Genomic DNA, 19,249 nt, shown 5'->3' with positions numbered 1-19,249 from the left:
AGTTCGACTCCTTAGGCGTTCTCTGCACGGGGAACGAGTTTTCAACGATTCCCCGCCGTGCCATCGGGGACGCGAGGGTTAGCGTTGCAACAGGCTCAGTACGTTCTGCGGCACCTGGTTGGCCTGGGCCAGCATGGCCGTGCCGGCCTGCTGCAGGATCTGGGTGCGGGTCAGTTCGGCGGTTTCCTTGGCGAAGTCCGTGTCGCGGATACGGCTGCGCGAAGCGGCCAGGTTTTCCGAGCTGGTCTGCAGGTTGGCCACCACCGAGGTGAAGCGGTTCTGGATGGCGCCGAGGTCGGCGCGCGCGCCGTTCACCGCGGTCAGCGCCTTGTCGACGATTTCCAGCGCCTGCTGGGCGCCGGCGAAGGTGGTGATGTCCAGATCCTTGACGAAGCTGTTGGCAGCGGCGGTCATCGTGCCGCCGTTGGTGCTGGTCTCGGTCAGGCCCAGGTTGCCGGCGGTCGCCACGGTGGCACCGGTCACCGCCGGACCCGCGTAGGCGAGGGCGAAGGTCTGCCCGTCCTGGGTCGAGGTCAGGTTCAGCACGCCGGCCTTCACTTCGGCGTAGACGCCGGTTTCGCCCAGCTTGGCGTTGATCGCCGCGGCGGTGGCCTGGGTGATCGACTGGCCGGCCTTCACCTGGAAGGCGCCGATGTCGACCGTGGTGGCGGTGCCGCCCGAGGGTGTCACCGAGATCTGCAATTGCGAGTAGGTGGTGTCGGCGGTGGCCAGGTCTTCGTTGACCGCCGCAGTGCCGGCGTTGTCCAGCGCGGTGCCCTTGTAGACATTGGCGAACTGCGCGCCGCCCAGGGTCTGCGAACGCGCGTCCACGACCTTGTCGATGGCAATCGCCTGGCCGGCGTTGGCGCCGACCTGGAACAACTGGCTGGTGAACGAACCGTCCAGCAGCTTGGTGCCGTTGAAGTCGGCCTGCTTGGCGACGCGGTCGATTTCGGCGGTCAGCTGCTTGACTTCGGCGTTCAGCGCGGCGCGGTCGGACGACGAGTTGCTGGCGTTGGCCGACTGCACGGCCAGTTCGCGGATGCGCTGCAGGTTGTTGCCGATTTCGCTCAGCGAACCCTCGGCGACCTGGGCCAGCGAGATGCCGTCGTTGGCATTGCGCACGGCCACGTCCAGACCGCGGATCTGGGTGCTGAAGCGTTCGGAAATGGCCAGTCCGGCGGCGTCGTCCTTGGCGCTGTTGATGCGCAGGCCGGAGGACAGCCGCTGGATGGTGGTGGCCAGTGAAGCGCCGCTGGTGCTCAGGTTGCGCTGAGCGTTCAACGACATCGTATTGGTGTTGATTACCTGTGCCATGGGTCGTCTCCTCTTATTTAGGTCCCGGCGTTGATGGAAAGAGGGTGCTGCCGGTTTGTTGGTTTGTTGGCTAGTCGCCCTCTGCTTGCGAAAGGGATAACGGCGCTGCCCGGAAAACCTTTAGGCCAGGGATGACGATTTCGTGCGGAAAATGCGCCGGTGCGGTACGCGGCGCGCGCCTTATTCGGCAGGGTGCGGCGGAACTTTAGGCCCCCGAAAAACCGTAGAGCGGAGCTCGCTCCGCTGCTCTTTCGCGACGTCGCCGGTCAGGAGTCCCGCTGCCGAGCAAGCTCGGCTCTACAAGGCCGGCGTAGAGCGGAGCCCGCTCCGCTGCTCTTTCGCGACGTCGCCCGTTGCAGGGCCCCGCAGCCGAGCAAGCTCGGCTCTACAAGGCCGGCGTAGAGCGGAGCTCGCTCCGCTGCTCTTTCACGACGTCACCCGTTGCAAGGCCCCGCAGCCGAGCAAGCTCGGCTCTACAAGGCAGGCGTAGAGCGGAGCTTGCTCCGCTGCTCTTTTCACAACTACGCCCGTCGCAGGGCCCGCAGCCGAGCAAGCTCGGCTCTACAAGGCCGGCGTAGAGCGGAGCTCGCTCCGCTGCTCGAACTCAAGGCGCAGGTGCCTTGCGCCAGGCGTCGTCCGGATCCTCAAGCAGCGAGAGATCCGGGAAGCGGTACTCGCAACCGATCAGCACGCGCTGTTGCAGGCCCGGGCGCTCCTCCGTGTACAGGACCAGGGCATGCAGGTCGTCCAGCGGACCGGACAATGGTGTCTCGCTGTCGGCAAGACTGGCTTCCAGGACGCGGGCGACGTCATCGGCGCTGCCGCCAACCACCATCAATACCCGGTTGGCGGTGATGACCACCGCATCGCTTTCATGGCCCCAGGCCCGCACCGGCGTCTCCAGCCGGTACAGATCCATCGGTGGGTCCGAATACTGCCGCTCGGTCTGCACGAAATCGTCGGGACGTTCCCGGCGCAGGCGTGGCAGCAGGCGGCCAATATCCGGACCGCTGCGGCAGGTGAGGGCATCGAACAGCGGATCGCCGGTTCCGTCGACCGAATCCTGCGCGGGCGCGTTCGTCGATGCCGGGGCGACCGACACGGACGAAGGCGCTATCGGCGGGACCGGACGCTGCTGAGCCTGCGCGGTTCCGATGCACGCCAGCAGCAACGCCACCGCGCAGCGTTTATTCGAGCTGCTCGTTCGCATGCCGGGCATCGAGGGCCTCCATGGCGTCGCGCGGCTTCAGCTTGCCGGCCTTCTCGAAAGCCGCCGCCGCCGCGTCCTCCTTCTTGTCGCCGTACAACAGCAGCAGCACGTTGGCGTGCTCGACGTGGGCGATGGGCGAGTCCGGGGTCAGCTTCAGCGCGGTCTTGATGTGCGATTCGGCCTCGGCGGCCTTGGCGCCATAGGTCAGGCCGCCGATCATGGCGCCGATCTTGTCGATGATCTCGGCGTGGTACAGCGCCAGCGCGGTATGCGCTTCGGCATGCTTGGGGGCCAGTTCGAGGGTGGCGTCCAGCGCTTCGCGCACCTTGCCGGCGATGCCCTGCTTGAGCGCCTTGACGATGCTCAAACCCTGGCTGTATCGCCCCAGCGCGAAGGCATGGCGGTAGTGGCTGTTGGCCTCGTCCGGCAATGCCTTGACCGCGGCCTCGGCCAGCCTGGCGGCCTGTTCGAAGCGCTTGAGCTTCTCGTCCTCGTCATCGACCAGATAGGTCGCATGGATGCCCAGCGCCTTGACCGCGACCGAGGCGCCGAGCGGGCCGAGTGCCTGGCCGGCCTCGAAGGCGGCCTGGAAATCGCCCCGATGGAAGGCCCGCCAGGCTTCCTGCAGCGCGCTCGCCAGCGCGGCGGCATCCTGGCCCTTGGCGGCCTTGCCGGCCGCGTCGATCAACGCCTGCGCACGCTTGCTGTCGGGGTAGGGCTCGGCATCGCCGGCGTGCAGCGCCGGCCAAGCCTTCTTCAAGGCGTCGCCCGCGTAGCTGAACGCCTTGGCGTCCAATGGAAACGGTGCCCATTTCGCCTGCTTGCCCGCCATGCCGACTCCCTCCCTTGATGGTTCGAATGAGCATGGCCGCAGCCCCTGCCGCTGACAAGCCCCGCGCCGCTAGTGTGTTTGCTCGATGCGGCGGCTTCAGCATCGAATCCGGAAGCCTGCCACCGTGGCCGGCGTCGAGGAGTCCCCCATGACTGCCAGGAACAGGACCACCCCGCGGGCCAAGGCCCCGGAACCGAATCTCCGCCATGTCTGGCTTGCCGGCCTCGGCGCGGTCGCGATCGCGCGCCGCCGCGGAGCCCAGCGCCTGACGGCGGCGAAGCAGGACATTGAACGCATCGCGCGGCAGGCACAGGCCACGCTGCGCGAAGTGCGGGCGCAGGGCGAGGCGGGCGTGGAGAAGTTCAGCGCCGATGTCGAGGCGCGCCTGGCGCCGGTGCTGGAAAAGCTGGGCCTGGCGTCCGCGCGTCCAGCCGCGAAGACCCGCCGCAAGAGTGCCACCGGCAAGCCGGCGCGGCCGGCGGCGCGCAAGCGCACGGGCGCGGGCAAGGCCACGACCCGCAAGCGCGCCCGGGCCTGATTGCAGGGTAGAGCGGAGCTTGCTCCGCTGCGATGGCGTTTGCCTTCGCGGGCCTGCGCCTTCGCGGTCGATGGCGCATCCGCCGTTCAACGGACAGGCACAGGCAGCGGAGCGAGCTCCGCTGCACGTCAGTCGACGTAGGCGGACGTCAGCGTATTCAGATGCACCCGCTCGGCATCGCGCAGGAACGGCGCCACCAGCATCATCACCTGCACGATGCCGTGGCGGATGGCGATCTGCTCGTCCTTGTCCCCGCGCGCGGCCGCGTAGTTCAACCAGAACGTGGCCACCACCAGGATATTGGTCGCGGTGGCCGCCAGTTCCGCGGCCGAGGCGCGCATCACCCCGGCCTGGCCGAGTCCACGCATCACTGCATGCGCGCTGTCATCGGCGCGCTTGAGCAGGCGGGCGAAGCGGATCCGCAGGCGACGGTTGCGGCTGAGGATCTCGACCAGATCCCGGTACAGGAAGCGGTAGTCCCAGATGCACTCGAACACCAGGTGCAATTGCAGCCAGATGTCCTCCAGCCCCGGCAGGCGGTCCACCGGCGCGGTGAGGGCGACATCCATCCGCTCCTCGTAGCGGGCGAACAGTTGTTCGATGATGTCGTCCTTGTTGCGGAAGTGGTAGTACAGGTTGCCGGGACTGATCTCCAGCTCGTCGGCGATATGGTTGGTGGTGACGTGCGGCTCGCCCTGCGCATTGAACATCGCGAGCGAGGCGTCGAGGATGCGCTGGCGGGTGTCGCGCGCCACGGTCTCAGGCGAGCAGCTTCTTCACCAGATCCACGTACTTCTTCTGCGCATCCTCCGACGCGGTGCCCTTGAGCTTGGCCCAGGCCTCGTACTTTGCGGTGCCGACGAAGTCGAAGAAACCGGGCTTGTCGCCCTTGACGTCGCCTTCCGCGCCCTGCTTGTAGAGCGCGTACAGGCGCAGCAGGGTTTCGTTGTCGGGTCGCTCGGCCAGGCCCTGGATGTCGCGGGAAGCCTGTTCGAAAGCGGATTTCAGGTCGGACATGGATGACTACCTCCCAATAGTGGCGGCATCACACCACGCGGGACATGACGGGTCAATCGGGGCGGGATTGTGGAAGCCGGGAGGCTCTGGCAAGTTAGGCCGCAGGGCGGGCGGAGGGCCCGCCCGCCTACACGGGACGGTACTCATGAGCTACTTCGTCACCGGCGCCACCGGATTCATCGGCCGCTACCTGGTTTCCAACCTGCTCAAGCGCAGTGGCACGGTGTACGTGCTGGTACGCAAGGATTCGCAGAAGAAATTCGACGCCATCGCCAGGAAGTCCGGCTGGGATCCGAAGCGGGTGGTGGCGGTGGCGGGCGACATGACCAAACCGCGCTGCGGACTCACACCCACCCAGCTGCGCAATCTGAACGGCAAGATCAAGCATTTCTTCCACCTGGCCGCGGTCTACGATCTGACCGCCAGCGTGGAGGCGCAGCAGGCCGCCAACATCGACGGCACCCGCCATGCGCTGGACCTGGCCGCGGCGCTGAAGGTGCCGCTGTTCCACCACACCAGTTCGATCGCCGCCGCCGGCCTCTACCCGGGCATCTTCCGCGAGGACATGTTCGAGGAAGCCGAGGGCCTGGACGATCCCTACCTGCGCACCAAGCACGATTCCGAGGCGATGGTGCGCAGGGAAACCCGCTTCAAGTGGCGCATCTACCGCCCCGGCATGGTGGTCGGGCATTCGAAGACCGGCGAGATCGACAAGATCGACGGCCCGTACTACTTCTTCACCCTGATCAAGAAACTGCGCGAGCTGCTGCCGCAATGGGTGCCGGTGCTGGGCATCGAGGGTGGACGCATCAACATCGTGCCGGTGGATTTCGTCGCCGACGCGATGGATCACATCGCCCACAAGCCCAAGCTGGATGGCCACACCTTCCACCTGACCGACCCGGAGCCGATGCGGGTCGGCGAGGTGCTCAATACCTTCTGCCGCGCCGGCCACGCGCCGGAAATGACCATGCGGTTGGACGCGCGCATGTTCGCGTTCGTGCCCAGCGGCATCCGCGCGGCGGTCGGCAACCTGCCGCCGGTGCGCCGTTTCATCGGCATGCTGCTGCGCGACTTCAAGATCCCGAAGGAAGTCCTCAAGTTCATCACCTATCCGACCCGTTTCGACAGCCGCGAGACCGAGCGCGCGCTCAAGGGCACGAACATCGCGGTGCCGCGCCTGGACGGGTACGCCTGGCGCCTGTGGGACTACTGGGAACGGCACCTGGATCCGGACCTGTTCGTGGATCGCTCGCTCAAGGGCAAGGTGCGCAACAAGGTCGTGGTCATCACCGGCGGTTCTTCCGGCATCGGCCTGTCCACCGCGCAGCGGGTGGCCGAGGCCGGTGCGGTGACGGTGATCGTGGCGCGCGGCGAGGAGGAACTGTTCAAGGCCCGTGACGAGATGAAGGCCAAGGGCGGCAAGGTGTTCGCCTATACCGCGGACCTGGCGGACATGGCCGACTGCGATCGCCTGATCCGCCAGGTGCTGGACGAACATGGCCACGTCGACGTGCTGATCAACAACGCCGGCCGCTCCATCCGCCGCTCGATCGAGCTCAGCTACGACCGCTTCCACGATTTCGAGCGGACCATGCAGTTGAACTACTTCGGCAGCCTGCGCCTGATCATGGGCTTCCTGCCGAGCATGACCCACCGCCGCAAGGGCCACATCATCAACATCAGTTCGATCGGCGTGCTGGCCAATTCGCCGCGCTTCTCGGCCTATGTCGCCTCGAAGGCGGCGCTGGACGCGTTCAGCCGCTGCGCGCAGGGCGAGTTGTCGGGCAAGGGCATCAGCTTCACCACCATCAACATGCCGCTGGTGAAGACCCCGATGATCGCCCCGACCAAGATGTACGACAGCGTGCCGACGCTGACCCCGGAGGAAGCGGCGGATCTGGTGGTGAAGGGCATCATTGAGAAGCCCAGCCGCATCGCCACCCGCCTGGGCATCTTCGCCGCGCTGGTCAACGCGGTGGCGCCGAAGGCCTACGAGGTGATCATGAGCACGGCGTTCGAACTGTTCCCGGATTCGGCGGCGGCCAAGGGCGATCGGCAGGCGTTGAAGGAAGCCGCGCCCAGCCAGGAACAGATCGCCTTCGCGGCCCTGATGCGCGGCGTCCACTGGTAGAGCGGCGCTTGCTCCGCCGCGCCGGGACTCTCCTGGGATCCCGGCGGATCAGGACCGCCCGTGCATCAAGCGGGAACGGGCGCGGGGAAAAAGCCAGGGCAGCGGAGCGAGCTCCGCTCTACGCGCCGTGGTCAGGCGCCCGTCCAGCCCGCGGGCAGCGCCTGCTGGTTGCGCATGTGCAGCGCCAGGGGTTCGATCCGGCTCCACAGGAACTCGCGCAGATCCGCATCCGCCACGGTTTCCTCCATGGCCTGGTGGAAACACGCGAGCCAGCCGCTGGCCTCGTCCATGCCGATCGCGAACGGCAGATGGCGGGCGCGCAGCATCGGCGCGCCCCGGCGTTCGGTGAACAAGGGCGGACCGCCCAGCCAGCCACTCAGGAACTCGAACAGCTTCTGCTCGCTGTCCGCCAGTTCCGGCGGATGGATCGCACGGACCGCGGCCGCTTCGGGCAGCGCGTCCATCAGGGCGTACATGCGCCGGGTCAGCTTGCGCACACCGGCTTCGCCGCCGATGCGCTGGTAAGGCGTCAGATCGTCTTGCATTGGCGCCAGCGTACCGGCTCCTTGCTGCCGGCAGGGGGATTGAGCTGCACGCGGACCGTGCGCAGCGCCGGGTAGAGCTCCACCTGCTGGCAGATCCGGGACCAGATCCCGGTCTCGTCGCCCTGGTAGTCCACCACCAGCGTCAGCCGGGTCTGCCACACGCCGCGAACCACGCCGGGCGTCCCCGACAGGGCGCGAGACACCGCCATCCGTTGCTCCTCGAGTTCCGCCTCGGTCGGTTCACGGTAAACCGCCACCGGGTTCGCGGCGGGCGCCGCGCTGGATGCGGGCGCGGGCACCGGCGTCGCGGGCGCGGCGGGGTCTTCGACCCCGAGTCCCGAATTGGCCAGCGCCGTCGCCACCAGCGCGCCCACCGCCACGCTGCCCAACCAGCCGATGGCGATGTGGCGTTTGGCGCGCGCGGCGGCGTGGCCGACGATCTGCTGGCGCAGGTCGGGTTCGACCAGTGGCGCCAGTTCGTCCCACAGGCGCGGGCCGTCCAGTACTTCGATGTTGTGGCTCTGGGCGGCGACGCGGCCTTCCTGCTCGAGTTGTCCCTCGGTGGCGAGGATGCCGCCGGCCGCATTGCCCAGGCGGACGCTGGAAGCCAGTTCCTCGACCGAAGCGGCGCCGATGCGATAGGCCGAGCCGTGCTTGCACGACAGCAGCCAGCGCTGTCCGCGCAGGGTGAGCGGAAAGATCCCGCGCGGGTCGCGGGTCTCGTCCGGACCCGCGGCGACCACGGCCATGCCGCGCCGTTCCAGCGCGGTCAGCACCAATCGGGAGAATTCGCGCCAGCGCAGGCCGGAAAGCGCATGCAGGCCCGCCGCGATTTCATCCTTGCGGCGGCGTACCCACCACAGATAAACGCTGACGGCCACACCGGTCAGCAGGGCAACGGCCAGTCCAGACAGCCAGAAGAGCATGAATACCGCGGGGGTTGTTCGAAGAGTCGGCGGATTCTAACCAAGCGGTGGGCAAACCGCTGTCAGGAAAACCAGTACACGGCCCGGGCCGCGCGAAGCGCGTGGGCGGTGGCGGGGTTCAGGAAGCCGGGCTGACGCCGGAAACAAGAAGGCCCGCCAGTCCGAAGCCGTAAGGGGAGGGGAGCATACGTACTTCGTGGGGACTGGCGGGCCCGGGACTGATTGTTGCGCGATCCATGTTGCCTTGCAACAAGAAATTCGACCGATTTCAGGTTGCACCGGCAGGGTGCGTTCAGTCCGCGTTTTTCTTCGTCGCGCGCTTCGCGCTGGTGCGTTTTGCGCCGGCGGTGGCGCGCTTGGCGGCCGTCGCCTTCTTCGTCGCGGCAGCCTTCTTCACGGCGGGCGCGGCCTTGCGGGCCGGCTTGCGCGCGGACGGAACGCCACCGAGCCGACGCAGTTCCGCATTGAGCGCATCGACGCGATCGATCAACGCGCCGAGATCCTCGCGGCTGGGTACTTCCAGGCGGCGCAGGGCGCGCTGCACGCGGTCCTCGAACACCTTCTCCAGCCGATCCCAGGTGTCGGAAGCGCGCTCGCGGGCCTGGCCGACCGTGCTTTCGACCGCATCGCGGACCGCATCGACCCGTCCGCCCGCGAGCTTGCGGGTGGTCTGTTCCAGCGACAACCCTTCCTTGACCAGGGTTTCGAACAGCTTGCTGCCTTCGGCCTGGGCGCGGCCGAACGCGCCGACGCCGGCCAGCCACACCTGCTGCGCCGATTCGCTGAGGTTCTTGGAAAGGCGTTGCGCCTGCGTCTGCAGGTTGTCCTGCTGGGCACCGGAGGCGGACTTCTTGCGGGCGGATTTCTTCAGGGTGGCCATGGGATTCCGTCGATGGAGGTGGGAACGTCCGCCAGAATCGGCGGCCGGTCTAGAGTTTTCACACCAGCGCGCGACCGTTTCTCAAGCGCGCGCGGCGCGGTGCTCGGCGATCCATTGATCCACGTCGTCCAGCGCACGCCGCAGCCGCGCGGTGGCGTCGGTCATGCGCGGCGCGATGTCGAGGCCGTCGAGGATGGACCGGTGCGGGTCGTCGATGATGTCGCGGCGCAGGCGGATGCCGTGCGCGGCCAGCATCGGTTGCAGCACCGGCGCGCGCCGGCGCAGATCGGCCAGGGTATTGCGGTAGGCCAACTGGCAGACCCGGTGGCGCGAGGAAAAACTGAACAGATTGGTGAAGAACAGCTCGCTGTCGCCGGCGTTGGGCTCGAACACCAGCTGATCGATGTCCGGATATCGCAGCGGGTACTTTTCCAGGCCGATCTGCATGCGCGACTGCAGCAGCGTGCGCAGCGTCTGCGAGAGCACCGCCGGCAGGCCGCCGCTGGCCAGCCCGACCTGCTCGGCCTCGTCGGCCTGCGGGGCCGCGCGGGTGGCGTCGAACGGCACCAGCGGGTTGATGCCGATCATCAGGTCGATGTCGCGATCCAGCACGGTGGAGGCATGCATGGTCCGGCGCAGCGCGCCGTCCAGGAAATGGCGGCCGCGGATTTCCACCGGCGGATACAGGCCGGGCAGGGCCGCGCTGGCCTGCACCGCCTGCGAGATCGGCACGTCGTCCCAGCCGCGTTCGCCGAACCGGACCGCCTCGCCGGTATCCAGATCCACCGCCACCACGAACAGGTCCGCGCCGAGGGTACGGAAGTTGTTGCTGCGGCCCCGCCGGCTGAACACGTCGCGGAGGAAATCCTCCACCCCGGCGTTGTCGAACAGGCCGGTGGGCACCAATCCGCCGAAGCGCAGGATCAGATCCGACCAGCGCACCGCCTTGCCCGGGTTGCGCAGCAGCCGCTGCGCCCACTGCGCGTACAGGCCAGGCAGGCTGGCCAGCCGGCGCAGGTACTCGTTGACGTTGGGGCGCAGGAACGTCTCGGGCCGGAATTCGGCGTCATCGCTGGTGCCGGTGATGAAGATCCGGCAGATCTCGGCGGTGCTCATCCGGTTGGCCAGGCCGGCGGCGAGGAAGGCGCCGGAACTCACCCCGACGTAGCAGTCCAGCCGGGTCAGGTCCAGGCCGTCGAGGGCTTCGTCCATCGCGCGCAGGGCGCCCAGTTCGTACATGCCGCCGATGGGACCGCCGCCGGCGATGGCCAGGCCGATCCGGCCGCCGTCGCCGCGCTTACGGGCACTGTGGATGGAGAGCATGCGGGTCCCGCACAGGAGGATGCGGCGAGTGTAGCCGACCGGCGCGACCGCTTGCGGGCGGCGGGATGGGCCCGGATCATCCGTTCATGGCCCGTCCTTCTTCCGTCGGCGAGCGGCTCGGCCGCCGCCTGGCCTGCCACCAGGCCCTGCATGATCCCCGCCGCGAGCCGCGCAATCGGCTGGCCTGGCTGCCCGAGCTCCGGCGCTGGCAGGCCGCGCGGCTGGAGCGCAGTTTCCGCCATTTCCTCGCCGACCCGCGCCGGCGGGGGGCGGCGATGTTCTTCCTCACCGATGTCTACGGCGACCAGGACTTCAGCCGCCGCGACGCCAGCGTCGCCAAGATCGTGCCGATGATGCAGCGGTTGTTGCCGGCGGCGGTGCTGGAGACGGTTGCCGACGCGATCGAACTTGGGGCGCTGACCCACGCCCTGGACCTGCGCATGGCCGCGGCGCTGGAGACGCTCGCCCCGCGCCGCAAGCGGCTGGACGAGGCGCTGTACGCGCAGGCCTACCGCCAGGTCGGCCGGCCGCGCCTGCGCGCCCGCCAGATCGACCTGATCGCGCGATTGGGCGTGGGCCTGGCGAAGGCGGTGAAGATGCCCGGGGTGCTGACCCTGCTCAAGCTATCGCGTGGCCCGGCCAAGGCGACCGGGCTGGGCGACCTGCAGGGTTTCCTGGAACGCGGCTTCGCCGCGTTCTCGGCGTTGGGAGACGGCAAGTCGTTCGTCCGCGACATCGAACAGGCCGAACGCGAAGTCTCGCGGCGGCTGTTCGCCGGCGATCCGGCGCCGTTCGGGTAATACCCTCCAAGTGTGGGAGCGACGTAAGTCGCGAAAGCGCGATTCACGACCGCGCGAAACGACCCAAGCTCGCGACTCACGTCGCTCCCACAGGGGCAGGGCTTGCCCGACTCAGGCGAACTTCTCGCCCAGCACGCGGCGGATCTCCGATTCGATCGGGCCCTTCATCGCCGACAGCAGGAAGCCCAGATCGGCGGTGACGTGAAGTTGGCTCGGCAGCAGCGCGATGTGGCCATCGACGCCGGAGCGGCGGAAATTCAGGGTATCGCCGTCCCAGCCGTAATCCATGTCGAAGCGCTCGGCGAGTTTGCGCGCCACGTCTTCCACTGCCTTCCTCGCCTGCGTCGGGGTCTTGCTGTGCTCGTGGACGATGTCGATGGTAGCCATGGCGTTCTCTCCGGATTGGCCGCCTATTGTCCGCAAGCCGTTCACATTCGCAAGCAGGGTGGATGCGATGCCTCGCGTGCGCTAGTCTGCCGCCGGTGGAACAACTGCGACTTCATTTCTCCAACCGCGCGCAACCGGATCGCCCGCTGTCGATGGGCGTGCACCGGATCGTGCGCGAAGCCTCCGGTCACGTCGGTGTCGGCGATCACCTCCAGGGCGCCCTGCTGGTGCGCATCTGCGTGGATCGCCGCGGCCTGTGGCTGCAGGTCCCCACCGGCATGCGGGGGGTGCACGTGAACGGACGCCCGGTCCAGCAGATGGCGCTGCTGCGCGCCGGCGACACCATCTACGTGGACAGCGTCGAACTGCTGTTGCAGGCATCGCACCTGCCGCCGGAACCCGCGTCCGAGCCGATGCCCGCCGCGCCGGATCCCCGCATCATCCTGCGTGGCGTGGGTGGCAAGTACCACGGCCGCAGCATCCCGCTGCTGCGCCAGGTGCTGGTCGGCCGCGCCCGCGAGGCGGCCATTCGGGTGGACGATCCGGTGTTCGCCGAGCGCCACGCGCACCTGGAAGTGCAGGGTGACCGGGTGCTGCTGCGGGATCTGGGATCGGCCGACGGCAGCCTGGTGAACGGGGTGGCGACGCGCGAGGCGCTGCTGGTGGCCGGCGATCAACTGGTGTTCGATCCCCAGCACCGATTCGTGGTGGAAGTGCCATGGACCCGCGCCGACGCGCCCTTGGGCGAAACCGAACGCGAGCCGATCGGGCCGGCGGAAACCGAAGCACCACCGCTCCGGCGCGCCGGTACCGTGCGGCGCTGGCCCTGGCTGCTGCTGGCGGCGTTGCTGCTGGCCGCCGCGCTCAGCGCGCTGCTGCTGTTCGGCTCCGGCTGAGGCGCTTGCCCAGCCGCCAGCCCAGCAGCAGCGCCAGGATGGCGGCGTAGAGCAGGGGCTCGCGGATGTCCGATTTCACCAGCCACCAGAAGTGCAGCACGGCCAGCACGCCGACCGCGTAGACGACCTTGTGCAACTGGCCCCAGCGGCGACCCAGCCGCCGGATCCAGCCCTGGGTGGACGTGATCGCCAGCGGGACCAGCAGCAGCCAGGCGGTGAAGCCCACGGTGATGTAGGGCCGCTTGGCGATTTCCTCGAAAATCTGCGTCCAGTAGCCCTGCAGGTCCAGGACCAGGTAGCAGGTCAGGTGCAGGGTGGCGTAGAAGAACGCGTACAGGCCCAGCATGCGCCGGAACCGGATCAGCACGGCCTGGCCGGTGAGTTGCCGCAGCGGCGTGATGGCCAGCGCGATCATCAGCATCCGCAGCGCCCACAGTCCGGTGCGATGTTCGACTTCGGCGACAGGATCGGCGCCGAGCGCGTCGCTGCCGGTGCTCAGCACCGACCAGAACTGCCACGCCAGGATCGCCAGCGGCGTCAGCGCCAGCGCGTGCACCAGCGTCTTGACCAGCCACAGACGGGAAGATGGCCTGGCCCGGTTCATGCCGCGGCGCCGTCGCCAGTCCGCCTGGCGTTCCTGGTCAATCGCATATCACTTCAATACCACTTCTTCAGATCCAGCCCCGCGTACATCGAGGCGACCTGCGGGCCGTAACCGTTGAACAGGCGGGTCGGGATGCGCTCGGCGAACACCCGGTTGGTGGTGCCGGCGATGCGGCGTTCGGTCTTCTGGCTCCAGCGCGGGTGATCGACGGCCGGATTGACGTTGGAGAAGAACCCGTACTCCGACGGCTGCAGTTCGTGCCAGGCGGTCTCGGGCATCTTCTCCACGAAGGTGATCGCCACGATCGACTTGATGCTCTTGAAGCCGTATTTCCACGGCACCACCAGCCGCAGCGGCGCGCCGTTCTGCTGCGGCAGTGGCTTGCCGTACAAGCCGGTGGCGAGCAGGGTCAGCGGGTGCATCGCCTCGTCGATGCGCAGGCCCTCCTTGTAGGGCCACTCGATCGAGCGGTAGCGGATGCCCGGCATCTGCACCGGATCGGCCAGGGTGGTGAAGGCGACGTAGCGGGCCTTGGAGGTCGGCGCGAACTTCTTCAACACCGCGCCCAGCGGCACGCCCAGCCAGGGAATCACCATCGACCAGCCTTCCACGCAGCGCAGCCGGTAGACCCGCTCCTCCGGGCTCAGGCCCTTGACCAGATCCTCCAGCGCCAGCTTGCCCGGACGCTCGCATTCGCCGCCGACCACCACCGACCACGGCGAGGTGCGCAGGGTCTTGCGGGCGGTGGACGGGTCGGCCTTGCCGGTGCCGAACTCATAGAAGTTGTTGTAGGTGGTGACGTCCTCGTAGCGGGTCAGCGCCTCGTCGGTCCGGAAGCCCGAGCGGACCTGTTCGGGCGTCAGCGCGGTCCGGGGCGGCGGCGGCGGTTCGGCGTCGGCGCAGCCGGCCAGCGCCAGGGCGGGGGCGAACGCCATCGCGCGCAGCAGATCGCGGCGCTGGCGGTAGACCGCTTCATCGGTGATTTCGGAAGCGGGAATCCTGAGGGCATCCCGGAGGGACATGGGAAACTCCAAACGACAGTCGTGGACAGGAAAACAGAGGCGCCAATCGCCCGGAAGGTTTCGCCGGAATCCGCGTCGCGTCGCTCCGGCGGCATTCCGTTTATACGCCGGACAGCCTGCGCCGCGCGAAAAAAGACCGGGCCGGGCGGGAAAGGTTGCCCCTGCAACTGATGCACTGCGGCATACTACGGCTTCCCCGTTCAGGTGCCTTATGACGCGCGCGTTCAACTTCAGTGCCGGTCCCGCCACCCTTCCCGAACCGGTATTGCGGCAGGCGCAGGCCGAAATGCTGGAATGGAACGGTGTCGGCGCCTCCATCGTCGAAATCAGTCATCGCAGCGCGGACTTCATCGCGGTGGCCGCCCAGGCCGAAGCGGATCTGCGGACCCTGCTGTCCATCCCCGACGATTACGCCGTGCTGTTCCTGGCCGGCGGCGCCACCACCCAGCAGGCGCTGCTGCCGCTGAACTTCGCCGCTCCGGGGCAGGCTGTCGACTACGTGGTCAGTGGCCACTGGGGCAAGACCGCGGTCAAGCAGGCCAAGCCGTACGTGGCCGTCAACGTGGCCGCCGACGGCGAGCCGGGCGGGTTCCGCGACATTCCGGCCCGCGCCGACTGGCGGTTGAGCGACGACGCGGCCTACGTGCATATCACCGCCAACGAAACCATCCACGGCCTCGAGTTCCGCGACGTGCCGGACGTGGGCGCAGCGCCGCTGTTCGCCGACTTCAGCTCGAATATCGCCTCCGAACCATTGGACGTTTCGAAGTTCGGGCTGATCTACGCCGGCGCGCAGAAGAACCTCGGCCCGGTCGGCATCTCGGTGGTCATCGTCCGCCGCGACCTGCTGGAACGCGCCGGCCAGCCACGCGCCGACATCTTCGACTACCGCTCGCACGCCGCGCGCGATTCGATGCTCAATACGCCGCCTACCTGGAACTGGTACCTGCTGGGCCTGACCGTGAAGTGGATGCTGGACGAAGGCGGTGTCGCCGAGTTCGCGCGCCGCAACGCGGCCAAGTCGGCGCTGATCTACCAGGCCATCGACGGCTCGGGCGGCTTCTACCGCAACGAGGTGGCGACCGCGGTGCGTTCGCGGATGAACATCCCGTTCTTCCTGCCGGACGAGGAACTGACCGCGCGCTTCGTCAGCGAGTCGAAGCAGGCCGGCCTGCTGGCGCTGAAGGGCCACAAGGCGGTCGGTGGCATCCGCGCTTCGCTGTACAACGCCATGCCGCTGGCCGGCGCGCAGGCGCTGGCGGATTTCATGCGCGACTTCCAGCAGCGCAATGGTTGAACGATTTCACTGTGGGAGCGACGTCAGTCGCGACTACACGGTTTCCGGTCGCGACTGACGTCGCTCCCACAAGAAGCATCAGAGAACAGACACATGGCCGCAAAGCCCAGGAAAACCGCCGGCAAGACCACCAAGCCGCCCGCTCGCGGCAAGGCCGCCGTATCCGCTGTCGCCGCACCGGTGCTGGCCGACGTGCGCGCCAAGATCGACGGCATCGACCGCGAGATCCAGGAACTGATCGCCGAGCGCGCGCGCTTCGCCCACCAGGTCGGCAAGGCCAAGGGCAAGCTGGCCGCGGCGGTGGACTACTACCGCCCCGAGCGCGAGGCGCAGGTGTTGCGGATGGTGGTGGACCGCAACGAGGGTCCGCTCAGCGACGAAGTGCTGGTGCACGTGTTCCGCGAAATCATGTCCGCCTGCCTGGCCCAGCAGGAGCCGTTGAAGATCGGCTTCCTCGGACCGGAAGGCACCTTCAGCCAGCAGGCCGTGCTCAAGCACTTCGGCCGTTCGGCGCATGGCCTGCCGCTGGCGAGCATCGAGGAAGTGTTCCAGGAAGTGGAAAGCGGCAACGCCGATTTCGGTGTGGTGCCGGTGGAGAACTCGGGGCAGGGCACCATCCAGGTCACCCTGGACATGTTCCTTACCTCCAACCTGAAGATCTGCGGCGAAGTCGAGCTGCGCGTGCACCAGTTCCTGCTCTCGCGCACCGGCCGCATCGACGACATCGAGCGCATCTACGGCCACCCGCAATCCTTCGCCCAGACCGCCGGCTGGCTGCGCGCCAACCTGCCCAAGGTCGAGAAGATTCCGGTGTCCAGCAACGCCGAGGGCGCGCGCCGTGCGCGCAACTCCGATGACGCCGCCTGTATCGCCGGCGAGAGCGCCGGCCATGTCTACGGCCTCAAGAAAGTGGTGATGAGCCCGATCCAGGACGACAAGGACAACACCACCCGCTTCCTGGTCATCGGCCGCAGCATCTTCCCGCCGTCGGGCCACGACCGCACTTCGGTGCTGGTCTTCATCCATGACAAGCCCGGCGCGCTGTTCGACGTGCTCAGCCCGTTCGCGCGCCACGGCATCAGCATGAACCGGATCGAATCGCGGCCCTCGCACCACGCCAAGTGGGAATATGGCTTCTTCATCGATCTGGCCGGCCATGTCGACGACGAAGGCATGAAGCAGGCCCTGGCCGAACTCGAGGCGCACTCCGCCCAGATCAAGATCCTCGGCTCCTACCCGGTGGCGGTGCCTTGAGGGCCGGGATTCGGGAGTCGGGATTCGGGATTCGTTGAAAGCGAACTCCGACCGGCTCTCCGCTCCCCACCGAATCCCCAATCCCGAATCACGAATCCCCCAATGAACGACTGGATTGCATCCCCCGGACAGCCGCTGCGCGGCGAGCTGACCATTCCCGGCGACAAGTCGGTGTCGCATCGCGCGGTGATGTTCGCCGCGCTGGCCGATGGCGTCTCGCAGATCGATGGCTTCCTGGAGGGCGAGGACACCCGCGCCACCGCCGCGATTTTCCAGAAACTCGGCGTGCGCATCGAAACCCCTTCGCCATCGCGCCGCATCGTGCATGGTGTCGGCGTGGACGGGCTGAAGGCGGCGGCCGGCGAACTCGATTGCGGCAATGCCGGCACCGGCATGCGCCTGCTGGCCGGCCTGCTGGCGGCGCAGCCGTTCGACAGCGTGCTGGTCGGCGACGAATCGTTGTCGCGCCGGCCGATGCGGCGCATCACCGGACCGCTGGCGCGCATGGGCGCGCGCATCGACACCGAAGAGGGCGGCCTGCCGCCGCTGCGCATCCACGGTGGCCAGCCGCTGCAGGGCATCGACTACACCCTGGAAGTCGCCAGCGCGCAGGTGAAGTCGGCGGTGCTGCTGGCCGGCCTGTACGCGCAGGGCGAGACCATCGTCCACGAACCGCACCCCACCCGCGATTACACCGAGCGCATGCTGGCCGCGTTCGGCGCCGACATCGAATTCTCGCCCGGCCACGCGCGCCTGCGCGGCGGCCAGCGCCTGCGCGCGACCGATGTGGTGGTGCCGGCGGACTTTTCGTCCTCGGCGTTCTTCCTGGTCGCCGCCAGCATCGTGCCCGGTTCGGAACTGCGCCTGCGCGCGGTCGGACTCAATCCGCGCCGGACCGGCCTGTTGACCGCGCTGCGTCTGATGGGCGCGGACATCCGCGAGGAAAACCGGGCGGAGCAGGGCGGTGAACCGGTCGCCGATCTGGTCGTGCGATACGCGCCGCTGCGCGGTATCGAAGTGCCCGAGGCGCTGGTGCCGGACATGATCGACGAGTTCCCCGCGCTGTTCGTCGCCGCGGCTTGCGCCGAAGGCCCGACCGTGGTGCGTGGCGCCGCCGAACTGCGGGTCAAGGAATCCGATCGGCTTGCGACGATGGCCGCGGGCCTGCGCACGCTGGGCCTGCAGGTGGACGAAACTCCCGATGGCGGCACCATCCATCCGGGCACCCTGCAGGGCGGCCACATCGACAGCCACGGCGATCACCGCATCGCGATGTCGTTCGCGGTCGCCGGCCAGCGCAGCGGCGGCGAAGTGCGGGTCGGCGACATCGCCAACGTCGCCACCTCGTTCCCCGGCTTCGACACCCTGGCGACCGGTGCCGGCTTCGCCTTGCGACCTGCGTGAGCGAACTCCTGGCCTGTGGGAGCGACGTCGTCGGTCGCGATTGAAATCATCCCGAGCCTGACGGACGACGGTCGCGACTGACGTCGCTCCCACAATGACGGAAGAAAAAAGGGAAGCCATCACCGGCTTCCCTTTTTCGATTTATGGTTTCATCAGTCCGGGCTTCAAATCGGCTTGAAGTCGACCGGCACCTGCACCGTGCTGGCGACCGCCTTGCCGTTGCGCAAGGCCGGTTCGAAGCGCCACTTGCGCACGGCCTGCACCGCGGCGCGATCCAGATCGCGATTGCCGCTGCGGCGGACCACGTCGACATCGACCGGCTGGCCGCTGGCGTCGAGTTCGGCGCGCACCATCACCGTGCCGCCGATGCCGGCGCGAAGCGCGGCAGCCGGATATTGCGGCGAGGGATTGCCGGTCATCAGCCGCGGCCCCTGCGAACGAGGGGCACGCTCGGCGGAAGCGACGCTGCGGCGCTGTTCGGCGCGCGGCTTGTCGGTGCGGGAAGCTGCAGCGGTAGCCTCGTCGTCGGGCACGACGGCGGGCGCGGTCACCGGGGGAGCAGCGCTTTCCAGTGGCAGCGATGCCGGTTGGCGCTGCTTGTACCACGCCACTCCGGCCGCCACGACGGCAAGCAGGGCAATCACCCACAACAACACCAGGGATGCGTTCTTCTCCCGTGGCGGCGTCGTATCAGCCGTTTCGGCGGGACTCCATTCGGGCTGGGGATGCGTATGGGCCATGGAAAAACCTCCTCGTCCACGCGTTGCTGCGTTGGCATCGAGTCTTGCATGGAGGTTTGTTGGCATCGCGTGAGCGGCCGGTAAAGTCGCCCGGATCGGGAAAGTCACGATTCAGCTGGCGCG

The 19,249-nt window shown here is 67.9% G+C and carries 20 protein-coding genes; 7 read left to right on the top strand and 13 right to left on the bottom strand.

Going from position 1 to position 19,249, the window contains the following annotated elements; genetic code table 11:
* Positions 1-78 precede the first annotated feature (78 nt).
* The 3 genes from IB228_RS12650 to IB228_RS12640 form a co-directional block, all read right to left on the bottom strand.
* Entirely contained in the window at positions 79-1,317 is a 1,239-nt protein-coding gene (locus IB228_RS12650; RefSeq protein WP_192198763.1) for a flagellin, read from the bottom strand.
* Positions 1,318-1,921: 604 nt separating this feature from the next.
* Complete coding sequence (locus IB228_RS12645; RefSeq protein WP_192198762.1) at positions 1,922-2,527, bottom strand: hypothetical protein; 606 nt, start codon at positions 2,525-2,527, stop codon at positions 1,922-1,924.
* Positions 2,505-3,359, bottom strand: a complete 855-nt coding sequence (locus tag IB228_RS12640) for a hypothetical protein (protein WP_192198761.1) — start codon at positions 3,357-3,359, stop codon at positions 2,505-2,507. Before IB228_RS12640 ends, IB228_RS12645 begins: the two co-directional genes overlap by 23 nt.
* A gap of 148 nt (positions 3,360-3,507) precedes the next feature.
* Here IB228_RS12640 and IB228_RS12635 point away from each other — a divergent pair, with 148 nt between their 5' ends.
* Positions 3,508-3,897 (top strand): hypothetical protein, encoded by a 390-nt coding sequence (locus IB228_RS12635; protein ID WP_192198760.1) that lies wholly within the window; start codon positions 3,508-3,510, stop codon positions 3,895-3,897.
* A 128-nt stretch (positions 3,898-4,025) separates the two neighbouring features.
* On the opposite strand, the gene IB228_RS12630 is transcribed toward IB228_RS12635, so the two are convergent.
* On the bottom strand, positions 4,026-4,652 hold the full coding sequence (locus tag IB228_RS12630; protein ID WP_183636892.1) for a TetR/AcrR family transcriptional regulator: 627 nt from the start codon (positions 4,650-4,652) through the stop codon (positions 4,026-4,028).
* Positions 4,653-4,656: 4 nt separating this feature from the next.
* On the bottom strand, positions 4,657-4,914 hold the full coding sequence (locus tag IB228_RS12625) for an acyl-CoA-binding protein (RefSeq protein ID WP_183636889.1): 258 nt from the start codon (positions 4,912-4,914) through the stop codon (positions 4,657-4,659).
* Positions 4,915-5,059: 145 nt separating this feature from the next.
* Here IB228_RS12625 and IB228_RS12620 point away from each other — a divergent pair, with 145 nt between their 5' ends.
* Positions 5,060-7,048: an SDR family oxidoreductase gene (locus IB228_RS12620; RefSeq protein ID WP_192198759.1), complete on the top strand. Its 1,989-nt coding sequence runs from the start codon at positions 5,060-5,062 to the stop codon at positions 7,046-7,048.
* 131 nt (positions 7,049-7,179) lie between these two features.
* On the opposite strand, the gene IB228_RS12615 is transcribed toward IB228_RS12620, so the two are convergent.
* The 4 genes from IB228_RS12615 to IB228_RS12600 all read right to left on the bottom strand — a co-directional run bounded on the left by IB228_RS12615 (position 7,180) and on the right by IB228_RS12600 (position 10,722).
* Positions 7,180-7,593 (bottom strand): group II truncated hemoglobin, encoded by a 414-nt coding sequence (locus IB228_RS12615; RefSeq protein WP_183636885.1) that lies wholly within the window; start codon positions 7,591-7,593, stop codon positions 7,180-7,182.
* Entirely contained in the window at positions 7,578-8,519 is a 942-nt protein-coding gene (locus IB228_RS12610; RefSeq protein ID WP_192198758.1) for a restriction endonuclease, read from the bottom strand. Before IB228_RS12610 ends, IB228_RS12615 begins: the two co-directional genes overlap by 16 nt.
* 292 nt (positions 8,520-8,811) lie before the next feature.
* Positions 8,812-9,399, bottom strand: coding sequence for a phasin family protein (locus IB228_RS12605; RefSeq protein WP_192198757.1), 588 nt, complete (start codon positions 9,397-9,399; stop codon positions 8,812-8,814).
* An 81-nt stretch (positions 9,400-9,480) separates the two neighbouring features.
* The gene (locus IB228_RS12600) at positions 9,481-10,722 is read right to left on the bottom strand and encodes a patatin-like phospholipase family protein (RefSeq protein WP_192198756.1); all 1,242 of its coding nucleotides are present in this window, start codon (positions 10,720-10,722) and stop codon (positions 9,481-9,483) included.
* Positions 10,723-10,808: 86 nt separating this feature from the next.
* Between IB228_RS12600 and IB228_RS12595 the strand changes: the two genes are divergently transcribed.
* Positions 10,809-11,522 carry a hypothetical protein gene (locus IB228_RS12595; RefSeq protein WP_183636875.1) on the top strand — a complete coding sequence of 238 codons (714 nt, stop codon included), beginning with the start codon at positions 10,809-10,811 and terminating at the stop codon, positions 11,520-11,522.
* Between the two features lie 111 nt (positions 11,523-11,633).
* Here IB228_RS12595 and IB228_RS12590 read toward each other — a convergent pair whose 3' ends face one another.
* On the bottom strand, positions 11,634-11,909 hold the full coding sequence (locus tag IB228_RS12590; RefSeq protein ID WP_183636873.1) for a polyhydroxyalkanoic acid system family protein: 276 nt from the start codon (positions 11,907-11,909) through the stop codon (positions 11,634-11,636).
* Between the two features lie 95 nt (positions 11,910-12,004).
* Here IB228_RS12590 and IB228_RS12585 point away from each other — a divergent pair, with 95 nt between their 5' ends.
* Positions 12,005-12,805 carry an FHA domain-containing protein gene (locus IB228_RS12585; RefSeq protein ID WP_192198793.1) on the top strand — a complete coding sequence of 267 codons (801 nt, stop codon included), beginning with the start codon at positions 12,005-12,007 and terminating at the stop codon, positions 12,803-12,805.
* Here the strand turns inward: IB228_RS12585 and msrQ are convergent.
* Positions 12,774-13,409: a protein-methionine-sulfoxide reductase heme-binding subunit MsrQ gene (msrQ, locus tag IB228_RS12580; protein WP_192198755.1), complete on the bottom strand. Its 636-nt coding sequence runs from the start codon at positions 13,407-13,409 to the stop codon at positions 12,774-12,776. The genes IB228_RS12585 and msrQ overlap by 32 nt on opposite strands.
* Before the next feature lie 53 nt (positions 13,410-13,462).
* Positions 13,463-14,431 (bottom strand): protein-methionine-sulfoxide reductase catalytic subunit MsrP, encoded by a 969-nt coding sequence (gene msrP / locus IB228_RS12575; protein WP_192198754.1) that lies wholly within the window; start codon positions 14,429-14,431, stop codon positions 13,463-13,465.
* Positions 14,432-14,642: 211 nt separating this feature from the next.
* Between msrP and serC the strand changes: the two genes are divergently transcribed.
* The 3 genes from serC to aroA all read left to right on the top strand — a co-directional run bounded on the left by serC (position 14,643) and on the right by aroA (position 18,386).
* Positions 14,643-15,728 carry a phosphoserine transaminase gene (gene serC / locus IB228_RS12570; protein WP_192198753.1) on the top strand — a complete coding sequence of 362 codons (1,086 nt, stop codon included), beginning with the start codon at positions 14,643-14,645 and terminating at the stop codon, positions 15,726-15,728.
* A gap of 93 nt (positions 15,729-15,821) precedes the next feature.
* On the top strand, positions 15,822-16,982 hold the full coding sequence (gene pheA, locus IB228_RS12565; protein ID WP_192198752.1) for a prephenate dehydratase: 1,161 nt from the start codon (positions 15,822-15,824) through the stop codon (positions 16,980-16,982).
* Positions 16,983-17,084: 102 nt separating this feature from the next.
* Entirely contained in the window at positions 17,085-18,386 is a 1,302-nt protein-coding gene (aroA, locus tag IB228_RS12560) for a 3-phosphoshikimate 1-carboxyvinyltransferase (protein WP_183636862.1), read from the top strand.
* Between the two features lie 164 nt (positions 18,387-18,550).
* Here aroA and IB228_RS12555 read toward each other — a convergent pair whose 3' ends face one another.
* On the bottom strand, positions 18,551-19,126 hold the full coding sequence (locus IB228_RS12555; protein WP_225562416.1) for an energy transducer TonB: 576 nt from the start codon (positions 19,124-19,126) through the stop codon (positions 18,551-18,553).
* Between the last annotated feature and the right edge of the window lie 123 nt (positions 19,127-19,249).

Source organism: Pseudoxanthomonas sp. PXM04, from assembly GCF_014851695.1.
GTDB lineage: Bacteria > Pseudomonadota > Gammaproteobacteria > Xanthomonadales > Xanthomonadaceae > Pseudoxanthomonas_A > Pseudoxanthomonas_A beigongshangi.
This window is presented reverse-complemented; position numbering and strand designations above follow the sequence as displayed.